The 20,058-nt window shown below is 36.9% G+C and carries 15 protein-coding genes and 1 pseudogene; 4 read left to right on the top strand and 12 right to left on the bottom strand.

Going from position 1 to position 20,058, the window contains the following annotated elements:
• Positions 1-126 precede the first annotated feature (126 nt).
• The gene (locus AC3WLU_RS17385) at positions 127-1,449 is read left to right on the top strand and encodes a CitMHS family transporter (protein WP_057276171.1); all 1,323 of its coding nucleotides are present in this window, start codon (positions 127-129) and stop codon (positions 1,447-1,449) included.
• 818 nt (positions 1,450-2,267) lie between these two features.
• On the opposite strand, the gene AC3WLU_RS17380 is transcribed toward AC3WLU_RS17385, so the two are convergent.
• Complete coding sequence (locus AC3WLU_RS17380; RefSeq protein WP_488199392.1) at positions 2,268-2,426, bottom strand: hypothetical protein; 159 nt, start codon at positions 2,424-2,426, stop codon at positions 2,268-2,270.
• Between the two features lie 447 nt (positions 2,427-2,873).
• Here AC3WLU_RS17380 and AC3WLU_RS17375 point away from each other — a divergent pair, with 447 nt between their 5' ends.
• From AC3WLU_RS17375 to AC3WLU_RS17365, 3 genes and pseudogenes are all read left to right on the top strand, one after another.
• On the top strand, positions 2,874-5,279 hold the full coding sequence (locus tag AC3WLU_RS17375; protein ID WP_492597636.1) for a M14 family metallopeptidase: 2,406 nt from the start codon (positions 2,874-2,876) through the stop codon (positions 5,277-5,279).
• A gap of 198 nt (positions 5,280-5,477) precedes the next feature.
• The gene (locus AC3WLU_RS17370) at positions 5,478-5,903 is read left to right on the top strand and encodes a tyrosine-type recombinase/integrase (RefSeq protein WP_492597635.1); all 426 of its coding nucleotides are present in this window, start codon (positions 5,478-5,480) and stop codon (positions 5,901-5,903) included.
• A 121-nt stretch (positions 5,904-6,024) separates the two neighbouring features.
• Positions 6,025-6,249, top strand: a pseudogene (locus AC3WLU_RS17365) (tyrosine-type recombinase/integrase); the annotation flags it as partial.
• A 64-nt stretch (positions 6,250-6,313) separates the two neighbouring features.
• Here the strand turns inward: AC3WLU_RS17365 and AC3WLU_RS17360 are convergent.
• The 11 genes from AC3WLU_RS17360 to AC3WLU_RS17310 all read right to left on the bottom strand — a co-directional run bounded on the left by AC3WLU_RS17360 (position 6,314) and on the right by AC3WLU_RS17310 (position 19,793).
• Positions 6,314-7,177 carry a class II fructose-bisphosphate aldolase gene (locus tag AC3WLU_RS17360; protein ID WP_096340520.1) on the bottom strand — a complete coding sequence of 288 codons (864 nt, stop codon included), beginning with the start codon at positions 7,175-7,177 and terminating at the stop codon, positions 6,314-6,316.
• Between the two features lie 174 nt (positions 7,178-7,351).
• Positions 7,352-7,789 (bottom strand): ribose 5-phosphate isomerase B, encoded by a 438-nt coding sequence (gene rpiB / locus AC3WLU_RS17355; RefSeq protein WP_063576714.1) that lies wholly within the window; start codon positions 7,787-7,789, stop codon positions 7,352-7,354.
• A 146-nt stretch (positions 7,790-7,935) separates the two neighbouring features.
• Complete coding sequence (pfkA, locus tag AC3WLU_RS17350) at positions 7,936-8,895, bottom strand: 6-phosphofructokinase (protein WP_283930416.1); 960 nt, start codon at positions 8,893-8,895, stop codon at positions 7,936-7,938.
• A 250-nt stretch (positions 8,896-9,145) separates the two neighbouring features.
• Positions 9,146-9,907 carry an SDR family NAD(P)-dependent oxidoreductase gene (locus AC3WLU_RS17345; RefSeq protein ID WP_098866202.1) on the bottom strand — a complete coding sequence of 254 codons (762 nt, stop codon included), beginning with the start codon at positions 9,905-9,907 and terminating at the stop codon, positions 9,146-9,148.
• Positions 9,908-10,037: 130 nt separating this feature from the next.
• Entirely contained in the window at positions 10,038-10,988 is a 951-nt protein-coding gene (locus tag AC3WLU_RS17340; RefSeq protein ID WP_095394096.1) for a transketolase family protein, read from the bottom strand.
• Positions 10,988-11,818 carry a transketolase gene (locus AC3WLU_RS17335; protein ID WP_492597634.1) on the bottom strand — a complete coding sequence of 277 codons (831 nt, stop codon included), beginning with the start codon at positions 11,816-11,818 and terminating at the stop codon, positions 10,988-10,990. Before AC3WLU_RS17335 ends, AC3WLU_RS17340 begins: the two co-directional genes overlap by 1 nt.
• 435 nt (positions 11,819-12,253) lie before the next feature.
• Positions 12,254-13,603 (bottom strand): gluconate:H+ symporter, encoded by a 1,350-nt coding sequence (locus tag AC3WLU_RS17330; protein ID WP_492597633.1) that lies wholly within the window; start codon positions 13,601-13,603, stop codon positions 12,254-12,256.
• Between the two features lie 1,107 nt (positions 13,604-14,710).
• Positions 14,711-16,051: an MFS transporter gene (locus tag AC3WLU_RS17325; protein WP_492597632.1), complete on the bottom strand. Its 1,341-nt coding sequence runs from the start codon at positions 16,049-16,051 to the stop codon at positions 14,711-14,713.
• Positions 16,052-16,226: 175 nt separating this feature from the next.
• A complete protein-coding gene (locus AC3WLU_RS17320; RefSeq protein WP_492597631.1) occupies positions 16,227-17,252 on the bottom strand; it encodes a zinc-dependent alcohol dehydrogenase in 1,026 nt (341 codons plus the stop codon).
• 491 nt (positions 17,253-17,743) lie between these two features.
• The gene (locus AC3WLU_RS17315) at positions 17,744-18,454 is read right to left on the bottom strand and encodes a FadR/GntR family transcriptional regulator (RefSeq protein ID WP_249595997.1); all 711 of its coding nucleotides are present in this window, start codon (positions 18,452-18,454) and stop codon (positions 17,744-17,746) included.
• 520 nt (positions 18,455-18,974) lie between these two features.
• Positions 18,975-19,793, bottom strand: coding sequence for an ABC transporter ATP-binding protein (locus tag AC3WLU_RS17310; protein ID WP_492597630.1), 819 nt, complete (start codon positions 19,791-19,793; stop codon positions 18,975-18,977).
• Positions 19,794-20,058 lie beyond the last annotated feature (265 nt).

The raw sequence follows: 20,058 nt of genomic DNA, 5'->3' as shown, positions 1-20,058 counted from the left end.
GCGCATAAGCATAATGTAAAACTTATTAATCTACCAGTTAATTTTTTATGAAGAGTCACGAAATTAATTCTTAGTCATCCAGAGATCAATTGAAAGCGCATTCAATATTTGGGAGGGGATTTAATAATGTTTCTTACAATTTTAGGCATCTCCATGGTTACCGTTTTTACCTATTTAATTATGTCCAAACGTTTATCACCCATTGTTGCTTTAACTTTAGTTCCGATCGTTTTTGCAGGAGTTGGTGGTTTTGGAAGTAAAATTGGCACTATGATGATGGAAGGCATTAAGCTAGTCGCTCCTTCTGCAGCTCTATTATTATTCGCCATATTGTTTTTTGGCATTATGATAGATACGGGCTTATTTGACCCACTTATCAAAAAGTTATTAGAAGTTGTCAAGGGAGACCCTGTCAAAATTTCGATGGGTACCACAATTCTTGCATTACTTGTGGCCCTAGATGGAGACGGTACAACAACGTATATCATTACTGTTTCAGCTATGTATCCACTTTATAAACGAATCGGTATGAATCCATTGGTTTTAGCCACTGTAGCCATGCTGGCTTTAAGTGTTATGAGTGGTATGACCCCCTGGGGAGGACCTGCTACCCGAGCAATAGCAGTATTGGGACTTGATGCATCCGAATTTTTTGTTCCACTTATTCCTACCATGATCGGTGGTGCTCTTTGGGTTATTTTCGTAGCATTTATTTTAGGGAAAAGAGAACGTAAACGACTTGGTGTAATACACATAGAAGAGTTCAAAAATGAAATAGCTGCTACTGTTGAAAATGAAGCCACTGAAACATTTCCTCATATTGACATTAAACGTCCTCGTTTTTTGTGGGTTAACTTATTAATTGTGGTAGGCATTATGGTCATGCTTATTATGGGATTGGTTCCTTCCCCCATTTTATTTTTGGTCGGTTTCGCTATAGCTTTAATGGTTAACTACCCCAATCTGGAAATGCAAAAAAGACGTATCTTAGCACATTCTGGAAACGCTTTAATTGTTGTTCTATTAGTTTTTGCGGCAGGTGTATTTGCAGGAATCTTTTCCGGTACAAAAATGGTTGATGCTATTGCTAATGGACTGGTTGCGATAATACCTGCTTCATTAGGACAGTTTTTTCCTGTCATTGTTGGCATTACAAGTATGCCATTCACTTTTGTTTTATCGAATGATGCCTATTATTTTGGAGTTCTCCCTATTCTTGCAGAAGCAGCATCAGCCTATGGTATTAGCCCATTGGAAATTGCTCGTGCTTCTATATTGGGACAACCCGCTCATTTAATGAGTCCACTTGTTGCATCAACCATTCTATTAGTTGGCATGGTTGATAAAGACCTTGGAGAATATCAGAAATTCGCATACAAATGGGCCATCTTGACAACGTTAATCTTAACAGTATTAGCTATTATTAGTGGTGCTATTTCTTTTATGTAATTTATAAAAGTCCTTGTATACTTGTTTGCAAGGACTTTTGTGGCATTTTTCAGCTAGATGGTTTTTTGATACAACTTTGTTGTTAGGTAAAGTTCTATGATTGAAACCATGAAATAAGATTGGAAAACTGAAGTAATTACTGATATTATGTGGATCTATTGGATTAAAGAATGTAAATATTTTTATCATTCATTATGATAATGTAAAGCACGTCCTTCCTTAACAAATTTACTGAAGCCTTTGAAGTTGCTCTGTATATAATGAATGGTAAAAACAACTCATTCAAATCAGGTCTTTATTTAAAGTCTAAGTATGGCTGATAATTTTTGCTCCACTTACTCATACTGATTCCTTCTTGTTCAGCTACCTCTGTCATACTTTCTAATAGAACAATGGGTAATTCCAAACCCTCTTCATAGTAGATTACTTTTTAACCATACTTACCAAGGATTCCATGATCAATTATTACAATATCCCCAATTTCAGCGTATTCTTTGCTATGTGTCATAGTTCACCTCCTTAATGTGATGGATTGGATTTGTTGTATTCTTCGTCATATAGCACGCCCAATCATTAAATGTAATAATCCCTGGTAGGGCAGGGTAATACTTAAAAAGAGAATATATGGTAATCTACTAGAGTTCAATAGATTTTCATGCATTCTCATGTAATAGACTATATTCGGTTTTTTAATAGCAGATTCTGCTTCTGTGCGGTTGTTACTTGCTTGTAGCACTTTTACCATAGTAATAGCCACCATTTCCATGGTTTCAATTTTTACGGTCATTTGCTGAATGTGATTTTTTACTATGAGATTTTTATTTATGGCGGCAGTTTTTGCAGACTTTGATGGTTTGGGATGTTTCAGTTTTGTGCGGGTAGAGAAGCTTTACTCCTGTTCTTTCACACAGTGGGCATTTCCCTCTGCCATTTGAAGGCAAGTAGCTGATTGATTTTCCTCGGTTTCTTTTTGCCATTCCCCATCATTCCTATTCATAATAATTCTTGTTTCTTTATTAAATGTTGGACTGGCACAAAGGTTGATAGGCATTTGATGGTTTTTAACAATAGAGCCGCAATTCACATGAAATATATTACAACTTTCCTTTTACAAAATTAGACAAACAGCAACAATATTAAACAATAAAAACAGTTGATTACCAATATACAGTTTATATAAATTATAATGGAATAAAATCCAGTAATTTTGTACTCCTGAAATTACTGGATTTCGAGTGGCGCAGTACTTTTTAAATAGGAAAAACAGTCTAAAATTCAATCTTCTAAAATAAAGTATTATTTTCCCCAATAAAATTTTTGTAGAGCGGATTTTTAACTGCCCCTGATTTTACGACAAGATATTAAGTACATTCAACTTACAATAAGCTTGTATTAAAATTTTTAGCATTTTGGGGGTGCAGTTTTTGACAAAACAGAAAAAGCAGAAATGGAAAAGGAATTTAGTGGTGATGACTGCCATAACCGGACTAGGGTTCTCTACATTTTATACAGGCCTAAGTATCCCGGTTGCAGCGGTCGAACAACCTGACCAGCCGATTCCTAAGAAAGAATCGGTCTCAATTGTTCAACTTGTCGTACCAAATGATAAGGCAAAGGACAAGCTTCTTGAGCTTGGAATTGACCTTACCCACAGAATCGAAGCACACGACGGAGTCTATGAAGTGGATGCCGTTGTCACACCAACAGAAATTGCCATGTTAAAGACCTTTGGCATCAATGTAAAAGAGACCCTGATCACCGAAAATCAATGGAGCACACGCGTGGCAGAGCGGCAATCTACTGTCCAGCTTCAAGCCAGTCTGGCAGCTTCCGAGGATACACTTAAAGTTCTTAGGGCAAACCATTTTACCAATCAATCAGGCACCTTCCTATATCTCGAAGTAAAATCAAGCGCCGGTGCGACTGCTAGCACAGCACTTAAAGCAACTTGGACCGAGAACGGTGAGGAAAAATCTGCTACACTTTCTAGATTGGTAGATTACGGTGAATATTTATATCACTATTTACTTTTACCAGTTAGCGCCATTCCTTCATCTGTTAAAATTGAAAGTAATCTTGGAGGAACAGCTACGAGCACCATTACTGAATGGTTAGGGAAAGAGCCGAAACATCCAAAAACAGATTATGTTACGGATTTTGTTGACCACTATATGGCACCAAATGAATTATACGAACGTGCCGAAAAACTTTCAAAAGAATTCCCGAACTTGGTAGAAATCATTGATATGCCAAATAAAACAAATGGTTACAGACGTCTTGCCCAAGCAACTATCGGCGGCACGACCAATCTCGCAGTTGTTGTTTCCTCAAAAGCATGGGGACATGAAGGCGGGAATGATGTATCGGTAGAATTCAAGAATCCGGGAACCAATAATGCACCACTAAAAGTGACTGTGGATGGTACCAAGATTTTAGTAGATTTAGCTACTGATTCGTCAGGAAAGGCAACAAGTACTGCCGCACAAGTGGTTAAAGCACTGAATGAGAATGCTAGCCAACTTGTCACTGCGACTACATACCGCGGTAATACTGGTGCTGGTGTTGTCGCACCAACCACAAATGCTGCGATATTAACTGACGGCTTGAAAGCTGGGGCAGACGTTTCCCGTGATCCTTTCACAGTAAAAGCGATCCGAATCGGCAAGCATCGTGACGGTTCTAAACCAGGTGTTCTTGGATATGCTCAGGAGCATGCCCGTGAATGGGTGACCCCACTCGTAACAATCGAAACGGCGGAAAGACTACTGCGAAACTATAATCAAGATAGTGAGACAAGAAAGATTGTTGATAATCTTGATATATTCCTTGTACCTTCAGTAAACCCTGATGGTGCTAATTACAGCTTAAATGATTACAATATGCAGCGTAAGAATATGACCAATCACTGTGGTCCCACTGCCTCTGATCCTGGGTACCGTAATAATTGGGGAGTTGACCTTAACCGCAACCATTCTGTTGGTTCCGTTTTTGATGGCTATATTGGCGGAGGTACAAGTTGCACGGGAGATACTTACGCTGGACCAGCTAAAAACTCTGAGCCTGAAGGAAGAAACCTTGTCTGGCTTGCTGACAAAAACCCAAATATTAAGTTTGCAATGAATATTCATAGTTATGGCGGCTACTTCATGTGGTCCCCTGGTGCTTACGATTCAAAACGTACAACACTGCCACGCCCATCAGCTGGTGAAGAAGCTTTTTACTGGGCAGCTTCTGATAACATCTTAAATGATATTCAAGACCACCGCGGAACGGTCATTCTACCTAGCCGTACAGGTCCAATTCCTGACGTACTATACTCTGCTGCAGGTAACTCTGCGGACTACCTATGGTATGAAAAGGGGATTTATGCCTGGAACTTCGAAGTAGGGGCAGATTTATGGAATAAGGATACAAAAAGATGGCAGGCAGTTGGATTCCAGCCAGCCTTTGTAGAAGGTCATGAAGAAGCAATGGAATTTGCCAATGGGTTGATTGGCTTAATGAAAGTAGCCTACAACAGTGCAAAAGACCATCAGCCGCCTTCCTCAAAAGCTACACCTGGAAACGGTAAATACACAGGTCCGGTTGATGTTAAGATTGAAACAAGTGAGCCAGCCACGATTTATTATACGCTTGACGGCAGCCGCCCAACCTTCCAATCAGCTAAAATTAAATTAAGCGGCACCCGTGAATTTGCAGAAACATTAAAAATTGAAAAGACTACAACCATCAATTATTTCACTGTGGACGCCGCAGGAAACATTGAGAAAAACTACAATCCACTTAGTAATGGGAAAAACTATAATTCTGTAACGCTTACAATAAAATAACAGTTTGCAAGGGGTTGGCCTAACGGGGTCAACTCCTTTTTCATTGGTACATTTGAACTGATAGACTTTCTATTAAATTGGGCCTTCTTTTTATATTTCAGCCTCTTTAATAGGTGGCCATAAAATCAACAAACCTCTAGCAAATAGTTCTGCTATTCCAAACCCGTTGTCACATAGCTTAATAGGATTTATGGTTTTATGAGTTCTTGTGTCAAACTGTCCAAGTTTTTTACCCCACAAGTTTCCACTCTTCTGTTTTTTAGACTAGCTCTAATTCTTCTTCAAAAAAATTTCTCCATACTTACATCTAAAACTCTTGAAAGTTTAAGAGCTAATTTATCTGATGATGTCTTATTACCTTATGATGAGGATGCTCGTTTTCTTGAATTCGTGAAGCATGACTATGAAAAGGAGCTACCTGAAAAGTCCAGAAAACTCATATATTTTAAAAGGGACAAGGAACATAATTTTTCAATCTTATCTCTCTTCTTAGGAAGTGGCACCAGGGTGAATGAGTTATTCAACTTAAGCCTACGAGACTTGGATTTCGAGGAAAAACAAATACATGTTTTACGCAAGGGTGGAAAAAAGGATGTAGTGGCCGTCACTCCTCAGATTACCTAGCTGTGCGAACGGAACGTTATAGGGGATCAAACGATGATAGGGCCTATGTATTCTTGACTATGGTGAATAATGGAGTCCCCCTCTTTCCAACCGCGCCATCTAGGCTTTAGTAAAGAAATACACGAAAGCCTTTAAGTCCAATAATTCCAAGTCCTCCCACAAAATTAGGCAAACCTTTGGGACGAATATAATGAACCAATCAGGAGATATTCATTTGTTGATGACTCAACTTGGTCATACTTCAACCACAACGGCTGCACTATATACAAACCCTGGGCAGGAGAAGTCTAAAAAGGCCGCAAAACAGATGGTAGAGAGAAGAACAAATTATCTTGAAAAGGACTGAATGAAAAAAGAGAAGATTTTTCTAGTCTTCTCTTTTTTAGTTTTGAATGTAAATCTCGATAAAGTTACTGGTACGCTTTGTTTGAAGAACCAAATTCACGAATTTTGCCTATAACTGTTTCTTTAATCGCCTCACGACCTGGACCAATAAATTTACGTGGATCATACACATCAGAGTCTGCATTTAATACTTCACGCACTACTTTTGTAAATGAAATTTGATTTTCTGTATTTACATTGATTTTAGCTGTTCCTAACGAGATTGACTTTTGAATTTGATCTGTTGGGATACCTGTACCACCGTGTAAAACAAGAGGTAAACCGGTTGTTTTACAAATTCGTTTCATCTCTTCAAATCCTAAGTTCGGTTCCCCCTTGTAAGGTCCATGAATAGAACCTAACGCAGGTGCCAAACAATCAATACTAGTAAGCTTCACTAACTCTTCACATTCTTGTGGATCTGCGTAGATAACACCCTCTGCAATCACATCATCTTCCTGTCCACCAACAGTACCTAACTCAGCTTCAACAGATACCCCACGCTCATGAGCATATTCCACTACCATTTTGGTGATTTCCACATTTTCTTTAAATGGATGGTGAGAAGCGTCAATCATCACTGATGTAAACCCAGCTTCAATGGCAGCTTTACATTTTTCAAAACTAGAACCGTGGTCTAAATGAATCGCGACAGGAACAGTGATATTCATTTCCTCGATAAGAACTTTTACCATCGCAGTTACTACTTTAAATCCACCTACATAACGAGCTGCCCCCTCAGATACACCGAGGATAACTGGAGATTTTTCTTCTTGAGCTGCAGCTAAAATAGCCTGTGTCCATTCCAAATTATTGATGTTGAATTGGCCAACCGCATACCCTTCTACTAACGCCTTGTTTAACATCTCTTTCATTGAAGTTAAAGCCATATTAATATCCCCCTTAATAATAGACCCAAACCTTTTATTTTTTGTAAGGGTCGTTATGTAAATCAATCATACATACTATTTACAACTTATATCCCAATTTTTTGTATACGATAATTGTATTCGCCAGTGTTCTATAAGCAACTATTCTATGCATAGTACATGTCAGTATTCAACTTAAGCTTCATATGTTCTTATTTTATTGATACGGTTTTTATGTCTACCACCTTCAAAAGGTGTTGTTAACCATATTTTTGCAATATCACGAGCTAGACCTGGACCAATCACACGCTCTCCCATAGCTAATATGTTGGTATCGTTATGTTCTCTCGTTGCCTTAGCACTAAACATATCATGCACAAGTGCACAACGTATTCCCTTTACTTTGTTGGCTGCAATGCTCATTCCAATACCTGTTCCGCAAATTAAGATCCCACGGTCCACTTCTCCTTTTGCAACCTTTTCAGCTACTGGCAGGGCATAATCGGGATAGTCAACAGATGTACTGCACTCACAGCCCATATCTTCATATTCAATATTCATTTCTTTTAACAGAGAAATAATCTCTTTACGAATATTTATACCACCGTGATCAGAAGCAATGACTACTTTCATATTTTCTTCCTCCTAAGTTACTGCGCTTGATTCCGAGAACCAAAAAGAGTATTTTTTTCACCCACTGTAGCTTTAATCGCTCCCGGCCGGGTAGGATATGTTTCCTCCTAATTTATCATGATTTACATAGATTTCTGCTTCTTCCACTATATAGATAGAGTTCGTGCTAATTGATACAAGGACATATCAATTTCATGAACTTGTTTCTCAGCTTGCTCAAAAGATTTATAGACAATTTTCCCACTATTAATACCTACCATATTCCCGCCATGTCCATCGATTAGCAAATCGACAGCTTTTGCACCCATTTGACTACCTATCATTCGATCGTATGCAGTTGGGGTTCCTCCGCGTTGAAGATAGCCTAAAACAATAACCCTTGTATCTAACTTAAATCGGTCCCTTAATGCAACGCTGATATCCTCAGCTCTACAAACACCTTCGGCAACGACAATAATACTATGCATTTTCCCGCGATTACGCCCACATGTAATTCTTTCAAAAATATCCTCTATTCGATAGGAAGCTTCAGGAATGATAATGGATTCTGCACCTGAACATAATCCAGCCCATAAGGCAATGTCTCCAGCTCCACGTCCCATAACTTCTACAACGGAGGTTCGCTCATGTGAAAAGGCAGTATCACGAATTTTATCAATTGCATCAATTGCAGTACTGACGGCTGTATTAAAACCAATAGAGTACTCTGTACCAGCAATATCATTATCAATTGTCCCAGGTATTCCAACTACTGGAACACCTTTTTTACCTAATTTTCTAGCTCCAATAAAAGAACCATCACCACCAACGACAACCAAACCATCAATTCCATATTTATTTAATTGATTAATAGCCGTTTTTTGTCCTTCTTCTGTTTTGAATCGTTCACTTCGTGAGGTCCGTAAAATCGTGCCGCCGCGGTGAATAATATCGCCTACACTTCCTAATGTCATCGGAGTGATATATCCTTCTAATAAACCCTCATAACCATTATGAATTCCAAATACATCCATCCCTTTATAAATTCCTCTTCTTACTACCGCACGAATAGCCGCATTCATGCCTGGTGCATCACCACCGCTTGTTAAAACCGCAATTTTCCTCATAATCGGCCTTCTTTCATTCGATATAATCGGATAAGTCTTTATTTGATCACAAGAATGTACAATTTCTACCACTTATAATAAATTTTAATAGTAATAAACCTTAATCTTGAATGTAAAAGAGGCTGTTCTATAAGTTGACTCCTCGACTTATAGAACAGCCTCTTTTCATGATTAAACTTATTTATATTTGCATTTATATTTAACTACTTTTGAAGCAATCGTTTTCTGTACGACTAATCATTCGAAGCGATTAGTCCATATGTTGTCCACCGTTGATATCGATATCCTCACCATTGATATAAGCTGCTTCTTCAGATGCTAGGAAAGCGATGGTAGCTGCAATTTCTTTTGTTTCCCCTGGTCTTCCGGCTGGAATATTGGCAATAATGCCGTCTGCTTGTTCTTTCGGAAGCGACTTCCAAATTTCAGTGTTGATTAATCCTGGTGCTACTGAGTTTACTGTAATACCATCTTGTGCCACTTCACGAGCCATGTTTTTAGAGAAACCAAGAACGGCAGCTTTTGATGCAGAGTAGTGAGCACCACCGAATACTCCACCGCCTCGCTTACCAGATACTGAAGAAAGGTTGATGATTCTCCCGTACTTTTGTTCTTTCATGACTTTCGCAGTTGCTTGAGAACATAGGAATAAACCAAACATATTGACATTGAAGATACGTTTGATATCATCTAGAGTCATATCCTCTACTGTTACTTTTTGTGAAATACCAGCGTTATTCACTAGGATATCAAGACGTCCAAATTCTTTAAGAACCACTTCAACCATTGCATCTACAGATTCTTTGCTTGTCACATCAAGCTGAACACCTAATACTTGTCCGCCCGTTTCTTCTTTAATCACGTCCACTGTATCTTGAACACCTTCTATATTAATATCAGCAATAACCACTGCTGCACCTTGACGAGCAAGTGTTAAAGCGATTTCACGTCCAATTCCTTTTGCTGATCCACTTCCTGTTACGATGGCTACACGATTAGTTAATTCAAACATTAATGTATTCCTCCTAGGTTAGGGAAACATGGGGACTGTTCCCATGTTTCCAATTTTAATCTTATAAACTCTTATTTAGTAAAACAGAGGGTTCTGATGTTGTTGGAAACTCAAGAACCGTCTCCGTGTTTCAATTTAAAAGTTCTTTTGCATTAGCAACTATGTTTTCTACTGTGATGCCGTTTAGTTCAAGTAACTTTTCATAAGGCGCTGATTGGCCGAATTGGTCTTGAACACCGATACGCTTTACTTTTCCTTTACCGGCTTCAGCTACTACTTCACTTACCGCACTTCCAAGGCCATTAAGGATGTTGTGGTCTTCTACTGTTACGATTTTTCCGATTTCTACGCACTCTAACACAGCTTCTTTATCAAGGGGTTTTATAGTGTGCATGTCTAATAGCTTAACTGAGATGCCTTCTTTTTCTAGTTCTCTGGTAGCTTCTAATGCAAGACGAACAGTGTCACCGTTTGCGATGATTGCAACGTCAGTTCCGTTTTGGATTTCTTTTGCTTTTCCAATTACGAACTCTTCGCTTTCATCATAGATGAATGGCATGGCGTCTCTTGTGAAACGAAGATATACAGGTCCTTGGATTTCTGCAGCTTGAGCGACTAATTTTCTAGTAGAGTTATAATCTGCACCCATAACCACCGTCATGTTCGGAATTGTTCTATATACACCCATATCTTCGATTGCTTGGTGACTCCCACCGTCATTCGCTGGAGTTAAACCACCGTGAGAGCAAGCGATTTTAACGTTTAAGTTTGGATAACAAGCTTCTTGGCGAATTTGCTCAGTCATTCGTAATGAACCGAATACAGCGTATGTGCTGATGAATGGAATTTTACCAGTTGCCGCAAGACCTGCAGCTAAACCTGCAGCGTTTTGTTCAGCGATCCCAACGTTTACGTGTTGGTTTGGTAGTTCTTTAGCAAATTTAGTTGTTTTACATGATTTACCGATATCAATATCCACAACATAAATGTCTTTATTATTTTTCCCTAATTCTACAATTTCATCACCGAATGCTTCTCTAGTAGCTTTTTTTGTTTGGATGTCTTTTGCTAAAACTGTCATTATCTTAACCCCCTTGCTACTTCTGCGATTGCTTGTTCATATTGTTCTTTGTTTGGCGCAACTCCGTGCCAATCAACAACATCTTCCATGAATGAAACGCCGCGGCCTTTTACTGTGTTTGCAATAATCGCTTTTGGCCTACCGTTCTTTGAACCTCTAATCTCATCTAATGTAGCTCCGATTTCTTCCATTGAATGTCCGTCGATTCTCTTAGTTTCAAAACCGAATGCAGCAAATTTAACTTCTAAATCGTGGTTTGGCATAACTTCTTCGGTTGTACCATCAATTTGAAGACCATTGTCATCAACGAATACAACTAAGTTATCTAGTTGATACTTGGCAGCTGATTGAGCGGCTTCCCAGATTTGACCTTCTTGAGCTTCTCCATCACCAACCATGGCAAATACGCGGTAATCTTTCTCATCACGCTTTCCAGCTAATGCCATTCCGACTGCGCAAGATAGTCCTTGACCAAGTGATCCTGTTGAAATATCGATCCCAGGACATTTCTTCATATCAGGATGTCCTTGGAAAGGGGAACCGTATTGTCTTAAGGTATGAATCGTTTCATATGGTACAAATCCCCGCAAAGCTAGTGCAGAATATTGGATTGGACAAACATGTCCTTTTGATAAAACAAATCGATCGCGATCTTCCCATTTTGGATTTTGCGGGTCGATGTTCATTTCTCTAAAGTAAAGAGTGGTAACGATATCTGCAGCAGATAAGGATCCGCCTGGATGTCCCGATTGTGCTTCGTAAACCATTGTTAGTGCTGTTTGTCTAAGCTCGATGGCTTTTTGCTTTAATTCTTCAACACTTAATTTCATTTTTGTCACCTCGGAAGTTTTTTTATAGAATTCTCCTAGTTGTCTTATTATATTGTTGTCTACTTGTCTACTAAGTACCTTACAGGTTTAATATAAATCTATTGTTTATCCTTGTCAATACATTTTAAGAAAACCTTTTCATTAGTTTTATCAATTCAATTATTTTGCCAGCTTTACTAACATAATAGGAAAATATCTATTTTTAATATTTTTTAATAGATCAATGTCTTTGATTCTATCTGCACGTAAACTACTACAAGTACAATGTGAAATTTTGTTATTATAATCAAGTTTAATCCAATCATTTTCTTTCATTGCTTAATGACGATTATTGCAATACAGGTCCATTTAAAATCACGCTTTCTATAATGATTGATATACTAATAGTAGTACCAGACAAATGAATTATATTCCCTTTGTCTAGATACCATACTTTTACATAAATATATCTAGTATTAATACAAAGATTAATCCAGCAATAGCAGTTATAGTTGAAATTACACTGTATGTTGCAAATGTCTCTTTCATATCCATTCCCATGTATTCTTTAACAATCCAGAAGGCTGCATCATTTACATGAGATGCCATACAGCTTCCGGCACCAGTTGCAAGAGTAACTAATACTAAGTTAACGTCGGGAGTTTGAGCTAACATTGGCATAACTAGACCAGCAGTCGATAAAGTAGCAACTGTTCCAGATCCTAACGCGACACGTAATAATGCTGCTACTAACCATGCAAGAATTAGTGGATTAATAGATGAACCTAAGAATATTTCTGCAATATAATCACCCACACCACCATCGATAAGTACTTGTTTTATGGCTCCGCCACCACCAATGATTAAAAGTAATAATCCTAAGGCATTTATGGATGAACCACATGAATCCATCATCTTCTTAATTGGAATATTTCTTCTGATTCCCATTGTATAAACAGCTAACAAGAACGAAAGTAAAATCGCTACGGATGCATTACCTATAAATCGAATCACCATAAAAAATAAATTATCTCCTAAACCTGCTGCTCCTTGAATTGCATTAACAATAGCTCCAATAGCCATTAATATGACGGGAAAGGTAGCGGTAAAAACACTAATGCCAAATCCCGGTGTATCTTCTAAATCAATATGTTTTTGTTCCCCTAATTGAGAAAGCTCTCTCTTTTTCTTGAATATTTCTGGCATTAGTTTTCCAATAAGCCTAGGATACAAAATCCCAGCAATGATAACTGTTGGAATTGCAATGATAGTACCAACAACTAATACAGTACCTACATCTGCGCCATATACTGCTGCAACAGCAGTCGCACCTGGATGTGGCGGTAAGAAAGAGTGAGTGACTAATAAAGTTGCAGCCATTGGGAGACCTAACTTGACAATCGATATATTTAACTCTTTTGAAATGGTAAAGATAATCGGAATTAACAATACAAAGGCAACTTCATAAAACAATGTGATTCCTACGATAAATGAAGCAGTTACAACCGCCCACTGTATTTTCTTTTTACCAAATTTATTTATTAAAGTAACAGCGATACGATGGGATCCTCCGGCATTAGCAATTAATCTTCCTAGCATAGCACCAATTCCAAAGATAAGACCAATATGACCTAGTGTCCCTCCTAAACCGTGTTCAATTGTCGCAGCAATTGATTCCGGTGGTATTCCCAAGAACAAAGCCAAAAGAAATGAGACAATAATTAAGGATACAAAGGTATTTAGTTTAAATTTCATTATTAAGATAAGTAGTAGTAAAACACCAATAGCTGTTATTAATAATGGCATGAATAACCCTCCAAATCTATCATTTCAACATTCTTCCTCATTTACATCCAGTTAAACTTAAATTGATTCCACTCATTGTTAGGATTAAACTTTCATTTCCAGAAATGCACGTTATTATTAATTTATGTAAAATACTCTTCTAATATAAATATTCTAGTTTGTGAATCTAGATATTAATTTCATATATAGCGCTTTCAATTTTTAATATAGTAACGGAGAAAATGGTACACAGATATAGTTATTCACAATTAACATTTAATCATTGTGTTCAGCAATATGATCTTCTCTTACCTTAATTTTTAGGTTTGTTTTCAAGTGCCCTTTTCTAATAAATCATTTAAACTTACTTAGACAATTAATCATTTCCCTAGCAGCCTCCATAATGCCTCTATACAACGAGATGATAACCCTTTCATTTTATTTATTAGAAGATGTAAGCTATTAACCTTTTCACCTGTAGATACTAGACATATTAATTTATAGGACTATTTCATTGTAAACTTGTCTACTAAGTAGATATCGTAAGTATAATTTTATATTTATATAGTGTCAACCCATATCAAATACTTTAATTTACTAATTTTTCATACCATAAACATGACAAATGGACTTTCTAATAAGTCCATTGTCGCTTTTATGGTGTCATGTCACTACTATTTAAATATAAAATCATTACCTCTTACTACCGCACGAATAGCTACATTCATTCCTGATACATCACCACAACTTGTTAAATCGGCAACTCTACCCATAATCCCCTTACATTCTTTGGGGTATTGATATATTATATTGTTTTTGGATCATAAGAATACTTCCATAAATTATTACCAGATTCATAAATAAGTAAGATTGAATATAAAAAGGGTCATTCATAGTTGACTGCTCAACTTATGAATGACCCTTTTCCTACCAAATTATTTATTTTTACATTAAGTGTTTGTCACTTCAGAACTTTTTTTAGAACTATTTTCTAGGCTTCTCATTTGTTTTCCCTGTCAATACGAAAAACTTTTCACTTTTTTATAATCAAAATTCGATTTAAGAAAATACAGCAACTATATAGCAATCCGCCGTAGTTTCTTAATTGTATTGATGACTCTAATCGGATTACATGTTAGCGATATTTTTTTCAACAGACGCATTTTCTCCTTTAACTAGAGACTTTCCTGATACTTTAACTAAAGTAACGACGATGATGGCACTTACTATTAAGCTTATACCTAGGAAAATCATACTTATATGGAAGTTACCTGTTAAATCTCTAATCCAACCTACAATATATGGACCAAAGAAACCACCAAGGTTACCGATACTGTTAATCAAGGCAATCGCACCACCTGCGGCTGCTCCAGTTAAGAAAGAAGGTGGGATAGCCCAGAATGGGGAGTAAGCACCGAACGCTCCACTTAAACTAATCGTTAATAATCCAAATGCTAACCATACATTTGTTTCTAGAACAAATGTAGCTGATACCATGGCAACCGCACTTATAGATAAACATGCTGCCACATGCCAACGTCTTTCGTTCTTTTTATCAGAGTGGATTCCTACAAAGTACATCATAATCATCGCGAAAAAGTACATAGCACCAATTACCCAGCCCAATGATTGCATGCTTAAGCCTGTTTGCTCGGACAGTCCATTCATGATGGTTGGTAAGAACATTACAATTCCATAATACCCAATCATCCAGAAAAAATATCCAACAGATAAAATTAAAACTTCTCGATCTTTTAACGCTTGCGTGAAAGTATAGTGTTTAACTGCCTGCTTTTCTAACTGTTCTTTAGTTGTAACATCAATTAACCATTTCTTTTCATCTTTTGTTAACCAGTTTGCTTTTTCGATTGTATCATCAAGATAGAAGTAGCAAATAACACCTAGAATAATGGCAGGAATTGCTTCTAATACAAATAACCATTGCCATCCAGAGAACCCTAACCAATCAATACCTAGAAAAAAGGTTGAAAGTGGTGAACCAATTGCATTTGCTGCTGGGATTGCAATCATAAATCCAGCAATGGCTTTAGCATGATGCTTAGATTGATAGAAACCGCTTAAATAGTGAACCATACAAGGATAGAAACTAGCTTCAGCAATCCCTAGTAAGAAACGAGCAGTATAGAATTGCCAAGGTTCTGTTATGAAAGCCATAAGGACCGCTATAATCCCCCAAGTGACCATAATACGGCTTATCCATTTTCTAGCTCCAACTTTGCTCATCATAGCGCTTCCAGGTACTTCTAAAAGGAAATACCCAAGGAAGAAAATTCCTGCTCCTAAACCGAAAACAGCATCTGAGAACCCTAAATCTTGATTCATTTGTAGTGCTGCAAACCCTATATTAACCCGGTCTAGAATTGAAATGGTAAAGCACAGGAATAAAAACGGAATTAACCTCATTGTTACTTTTTTGGTAGTAGATTGTTCTAATTGATGTGCATTCATCCTAAACAACTCCTTAGTTCCGGACTATTTATGGTACATTGTTCATAGTTATAGCAATATAGCGGAGTAAACGTTTACAATTTTATCTACCTCTTATATAGGAAAATTCTTCTTATTATTGTAGAACAATTTTAACTTTTTGTTATTTTCATAGAAACTATGAAGGATTGAATCATTAAAATTTTAATAATACCTTTATCACATCTTCGAGCTTCTCATCAACAATCTTCATACCAGTCTTGGCCTCTTCGATGGGTAATATCTTTGAAATAAACAATGAGGTATCAAACATGCCAGTTGCAATGGCATCCGCCGCGATTTCAAAATCATCCCTCGTATACATATTGGAGCCGATAATCTGGATTTCTTTATTTTGAAGATAGGAAATTTCAATTTCGGGTTTCTTTCCAAATAGAGCTACTTCGGAGACCCTGCCTCCCCTTTTTACTATCCTAAAAGAATCATTCAATACTGCTTGGATTCCAACGGCTATAAATACATGATCGACTCCGTCTCCGTTTGTTTTTTTTAGTATCGTTTCAATGGCATCTACTTTTGATGTCTGAATTGGGTGGGTAGCTCCAAGTCTCTTCGCAATTTCCAAGTTGTATTCTAATGCATCTGTAATGAATATTTTTGTTGCACCTGAGTTTCTTGCTGCTAATAAAATTCCTAACCCAATTGGACCCGCGCCCAAAATGGCCAATTTATCACCAAGACCGACTTTTGCTTTTCTGACAGCGTGTATACCAACCGCTAGCGGCTCAATCAAAGCACCTTGTTCAAAGGACACATTATTCGGTAATGGTACGACCGTGCTTTCTGGAACAACTATAAATTCACCGAACGATCCTGTCCATTCTTGTGTACCTAATACTTTTTTGTTTTCACAAATATTATATTCCCCAGACCGACAGCGCTTACAAGTACCACATCCGTAATGGGGTTCTACCGTAACTCGATCACCTATAGAAACACTCGATACTTCATTCCCTACATCCACTACTATTCCTGCTAGTTCATGCCCTGAGATAACTGGGGGAACCCGAAAAGGGTGTGTTCCATGATAAGCGTGTACTTCTGAACCACATATTCCAGTCACCTTCACTTGAATTTTCACTTCATGGCTTTGTTTGATATTGGGCGTGTCAACCTGATTTACTACAACAGAATATGGTTTATCAATTACTGCAGCTCTCAAATAGACCCTCCTATCTTTAACATCATTTAGTATCTTAATAGACATGTAAAACACTTTTCATAAACACTAAAATCCAATCCTAAAGCGCTTACACTTCTTTTAAAAAAGATGGTATAAGCTTGGATATACTAAATGTTTATAGTTTACACAATCTAATCATTAAATATGTTGATTAAAAGGTGCTTTTTGTTACTTAGCGTCTTTACTACTTGTCTAACAAGTAACCTTATATTAACAGTTTACTTACAATCTATGGTTATCGTCAAGTACTTTTAATAAAAATATAATTGAGTACCTCCATTTACATTTTGATAGGGCAATCCTGTTGATATTAACGAAAATCGGCTATTCATAAAATTGAACTAAAATACAAAAAAGGCAAAGTCTATGCAGGTAAATGACAACTGCATGGCTTCGCCTTTTCTTTTTTAAAGGAAATTCAATTTTCTAAGGTTAAATATAATGGTTTAGCATAAAGACATTTCATCTAATTAGTCAATCCAATATCGGTTATATAAATTTTGCATATGAGATGTCATGAGTTTCACTGCTTCCTCTTGGTTGTGTTCTTCAATTGCTTTAATCAGTAATTGATGTTCACGAAAGTTAACATCTCGATAATCTGGTCGAGTAACGGTACGATCACGAATAAATTGCCACATTTCTTGCTGTTTCATCGAACTAATAATGTCTGAAATGATTTTAATAAATAGTTCATTATGTGTTGCTTTTGCAATCCCAAAGTGAAAGGCCTCATCTGTTTCGGGTACATATACACCCGCTTTTGTTTCTTCTTCCATCTTATTAATAATTGTATGAAGCTCCTGAATATCTTCATCTGTAGCTCTTTCAGCAGCGAATTTTATAATAAGTGGTTCGATATTCATTCTAGCATCAATAATATCCTCTGGTGATATAGAATCTAAAACGTGATCAGATTTAGAATCCTCTGATTGAGGTTGATTACTTTGAATATAAACACCTTCGCCTTGTCGAGAATAGATAAATCCATTCAGTTCCAAAGCACTAAGAGCTTGTCTGACTGGTGCACGGCTCACACCAAATTGTTCACATAATTCTCTCTCCGCTGGTAGTTTATCACCTATTTTAAATTCTCCTGAAAGTATACTAGAAAGAATTTGATTATAAATTTGAACATATAACTTTTTACTGGAGACTGGATTGAAATTAATTGAAAACACCCCATTCTTAAATTTTTTTTATCTTACGTTTGAATTACAATCCAATTTTATTGTCAAATAAAACAGTTCCATCTCATTTTATCCTACTTTTACTCACCCTACATCTAATATTGTTAAAATAAATGGATATTAGTCTAAACGTTACCTTATTGTACAACAAACAAAGTAGACAACTATTATATTTAAAGACGCATACTTACTTTATTATAATATCTTCTTATTTTCTGGGCAATATACTAACAGTTCCCCTGCTTCCGTTATTATCAGATTTAATCGCTTTTCACCAAAAATAAAGCCTTTAAGAAAAATAAAAATACATTAACTTTAGGAGTTGTCAAATGATAACAGCCAGAACAGACACCTACCATTCTACATATTAGGATAAATTAAGATGTCCTAACGACTATTATGCCTCACTAAATCAAGTTATTTGATTAGGCCCTCCAATGGAAAGCAATCTATATTCATCTTGTAGTTTTACCATTACGAATGCTTAACTTTACTCTTCAGCATACTAGGTTTATTTTTTCTCAGAAAATAACAGGGATTTAATCCGGATCCAGGGACGCTCATTCTCCCATTCTACTTTGACTGGGACACAAAAGGTCTTTTCCAATAATGATTCGGTTAATATGTCCCTTTTTTCTCCTTTACCCATAACGTTCCCCGAATTGATTAACATAGCATGGGTTATAGATGGTACGATTTCTTCAATATGATGTGTAACATATAAAATGGTCGGGCCGTTGGGTGCAGCAGTCATATCTTCAATAGATGCTAACAGCTCTTCTTTAGAGTAAATATCCAGTCCATTGCAAGGCTCATCTAAGATTAATAATTGCGGTGAAGACATGAGGGCCCTTGCAATCATTACTTTTCTTTTTTCACCTTGAGAGAGTGTGTGGATAAATTGGTTAGACAAAAATTTGATTCTGAATTGGTCAAGTAATGCTTTTGCTTTCTTTACATCATCCTCTGTAATTTCCTCATATAATCCAATTGAAGCAAATTTTCCGCTTAAAACTACTTCAAGTGCTGTATCATTTGGGCGTGACTGATATTCCTGATCTAATGAGGAACTGACCCAGCCGATGGATTTCCGCAGTTCAGGAATATTCGTTTTTCCAAAAAGATTCCCTAAAACGGACACTTCACCACTATTCGGCCATTGATAACCTGTAATCATTTTTAAAAGAGATGTTTTCCCTGATCCATTTAGACCTAGAAGTGCCCAATGTTCCCCTTTTTGGACCTCCCATGAAACCCCATTCAATAACAGCTTTCCATTTCGCTTCCAGATAATATTTTTAAGTGAAATGATGCTTTTCGTTCGACTCACTTCTTCTCCTCCTTAAGGTATTAAAGCCTTTTACAAACGGTTTTACCCTTGTACAAAATTTTTAAAAATGTTTAATTGGTCCCTTGCTACGTTAGTAGACGAGAACCAATGTCCCCTAGCAACCAGGGGTAGTGTAAAATATTAACTGAAAATAATGTGATTATACTTACATTTTAACATTTTAAAATTTTTCAAGAGCATTGTTTGGTTTTCTCTATTTTATCCCATCCATAAACACATTCGTTGAGTTTCTTGCCGGAAATGT

Source organism: Peribacillus sp. FW305-BF15, assembly GCF_058783805.1.
The sequence above is the reverse complement of the archived record's forward strand: the minus strand, read 5'-3'. Positions and strand labels throughout refer to the sequence as shown.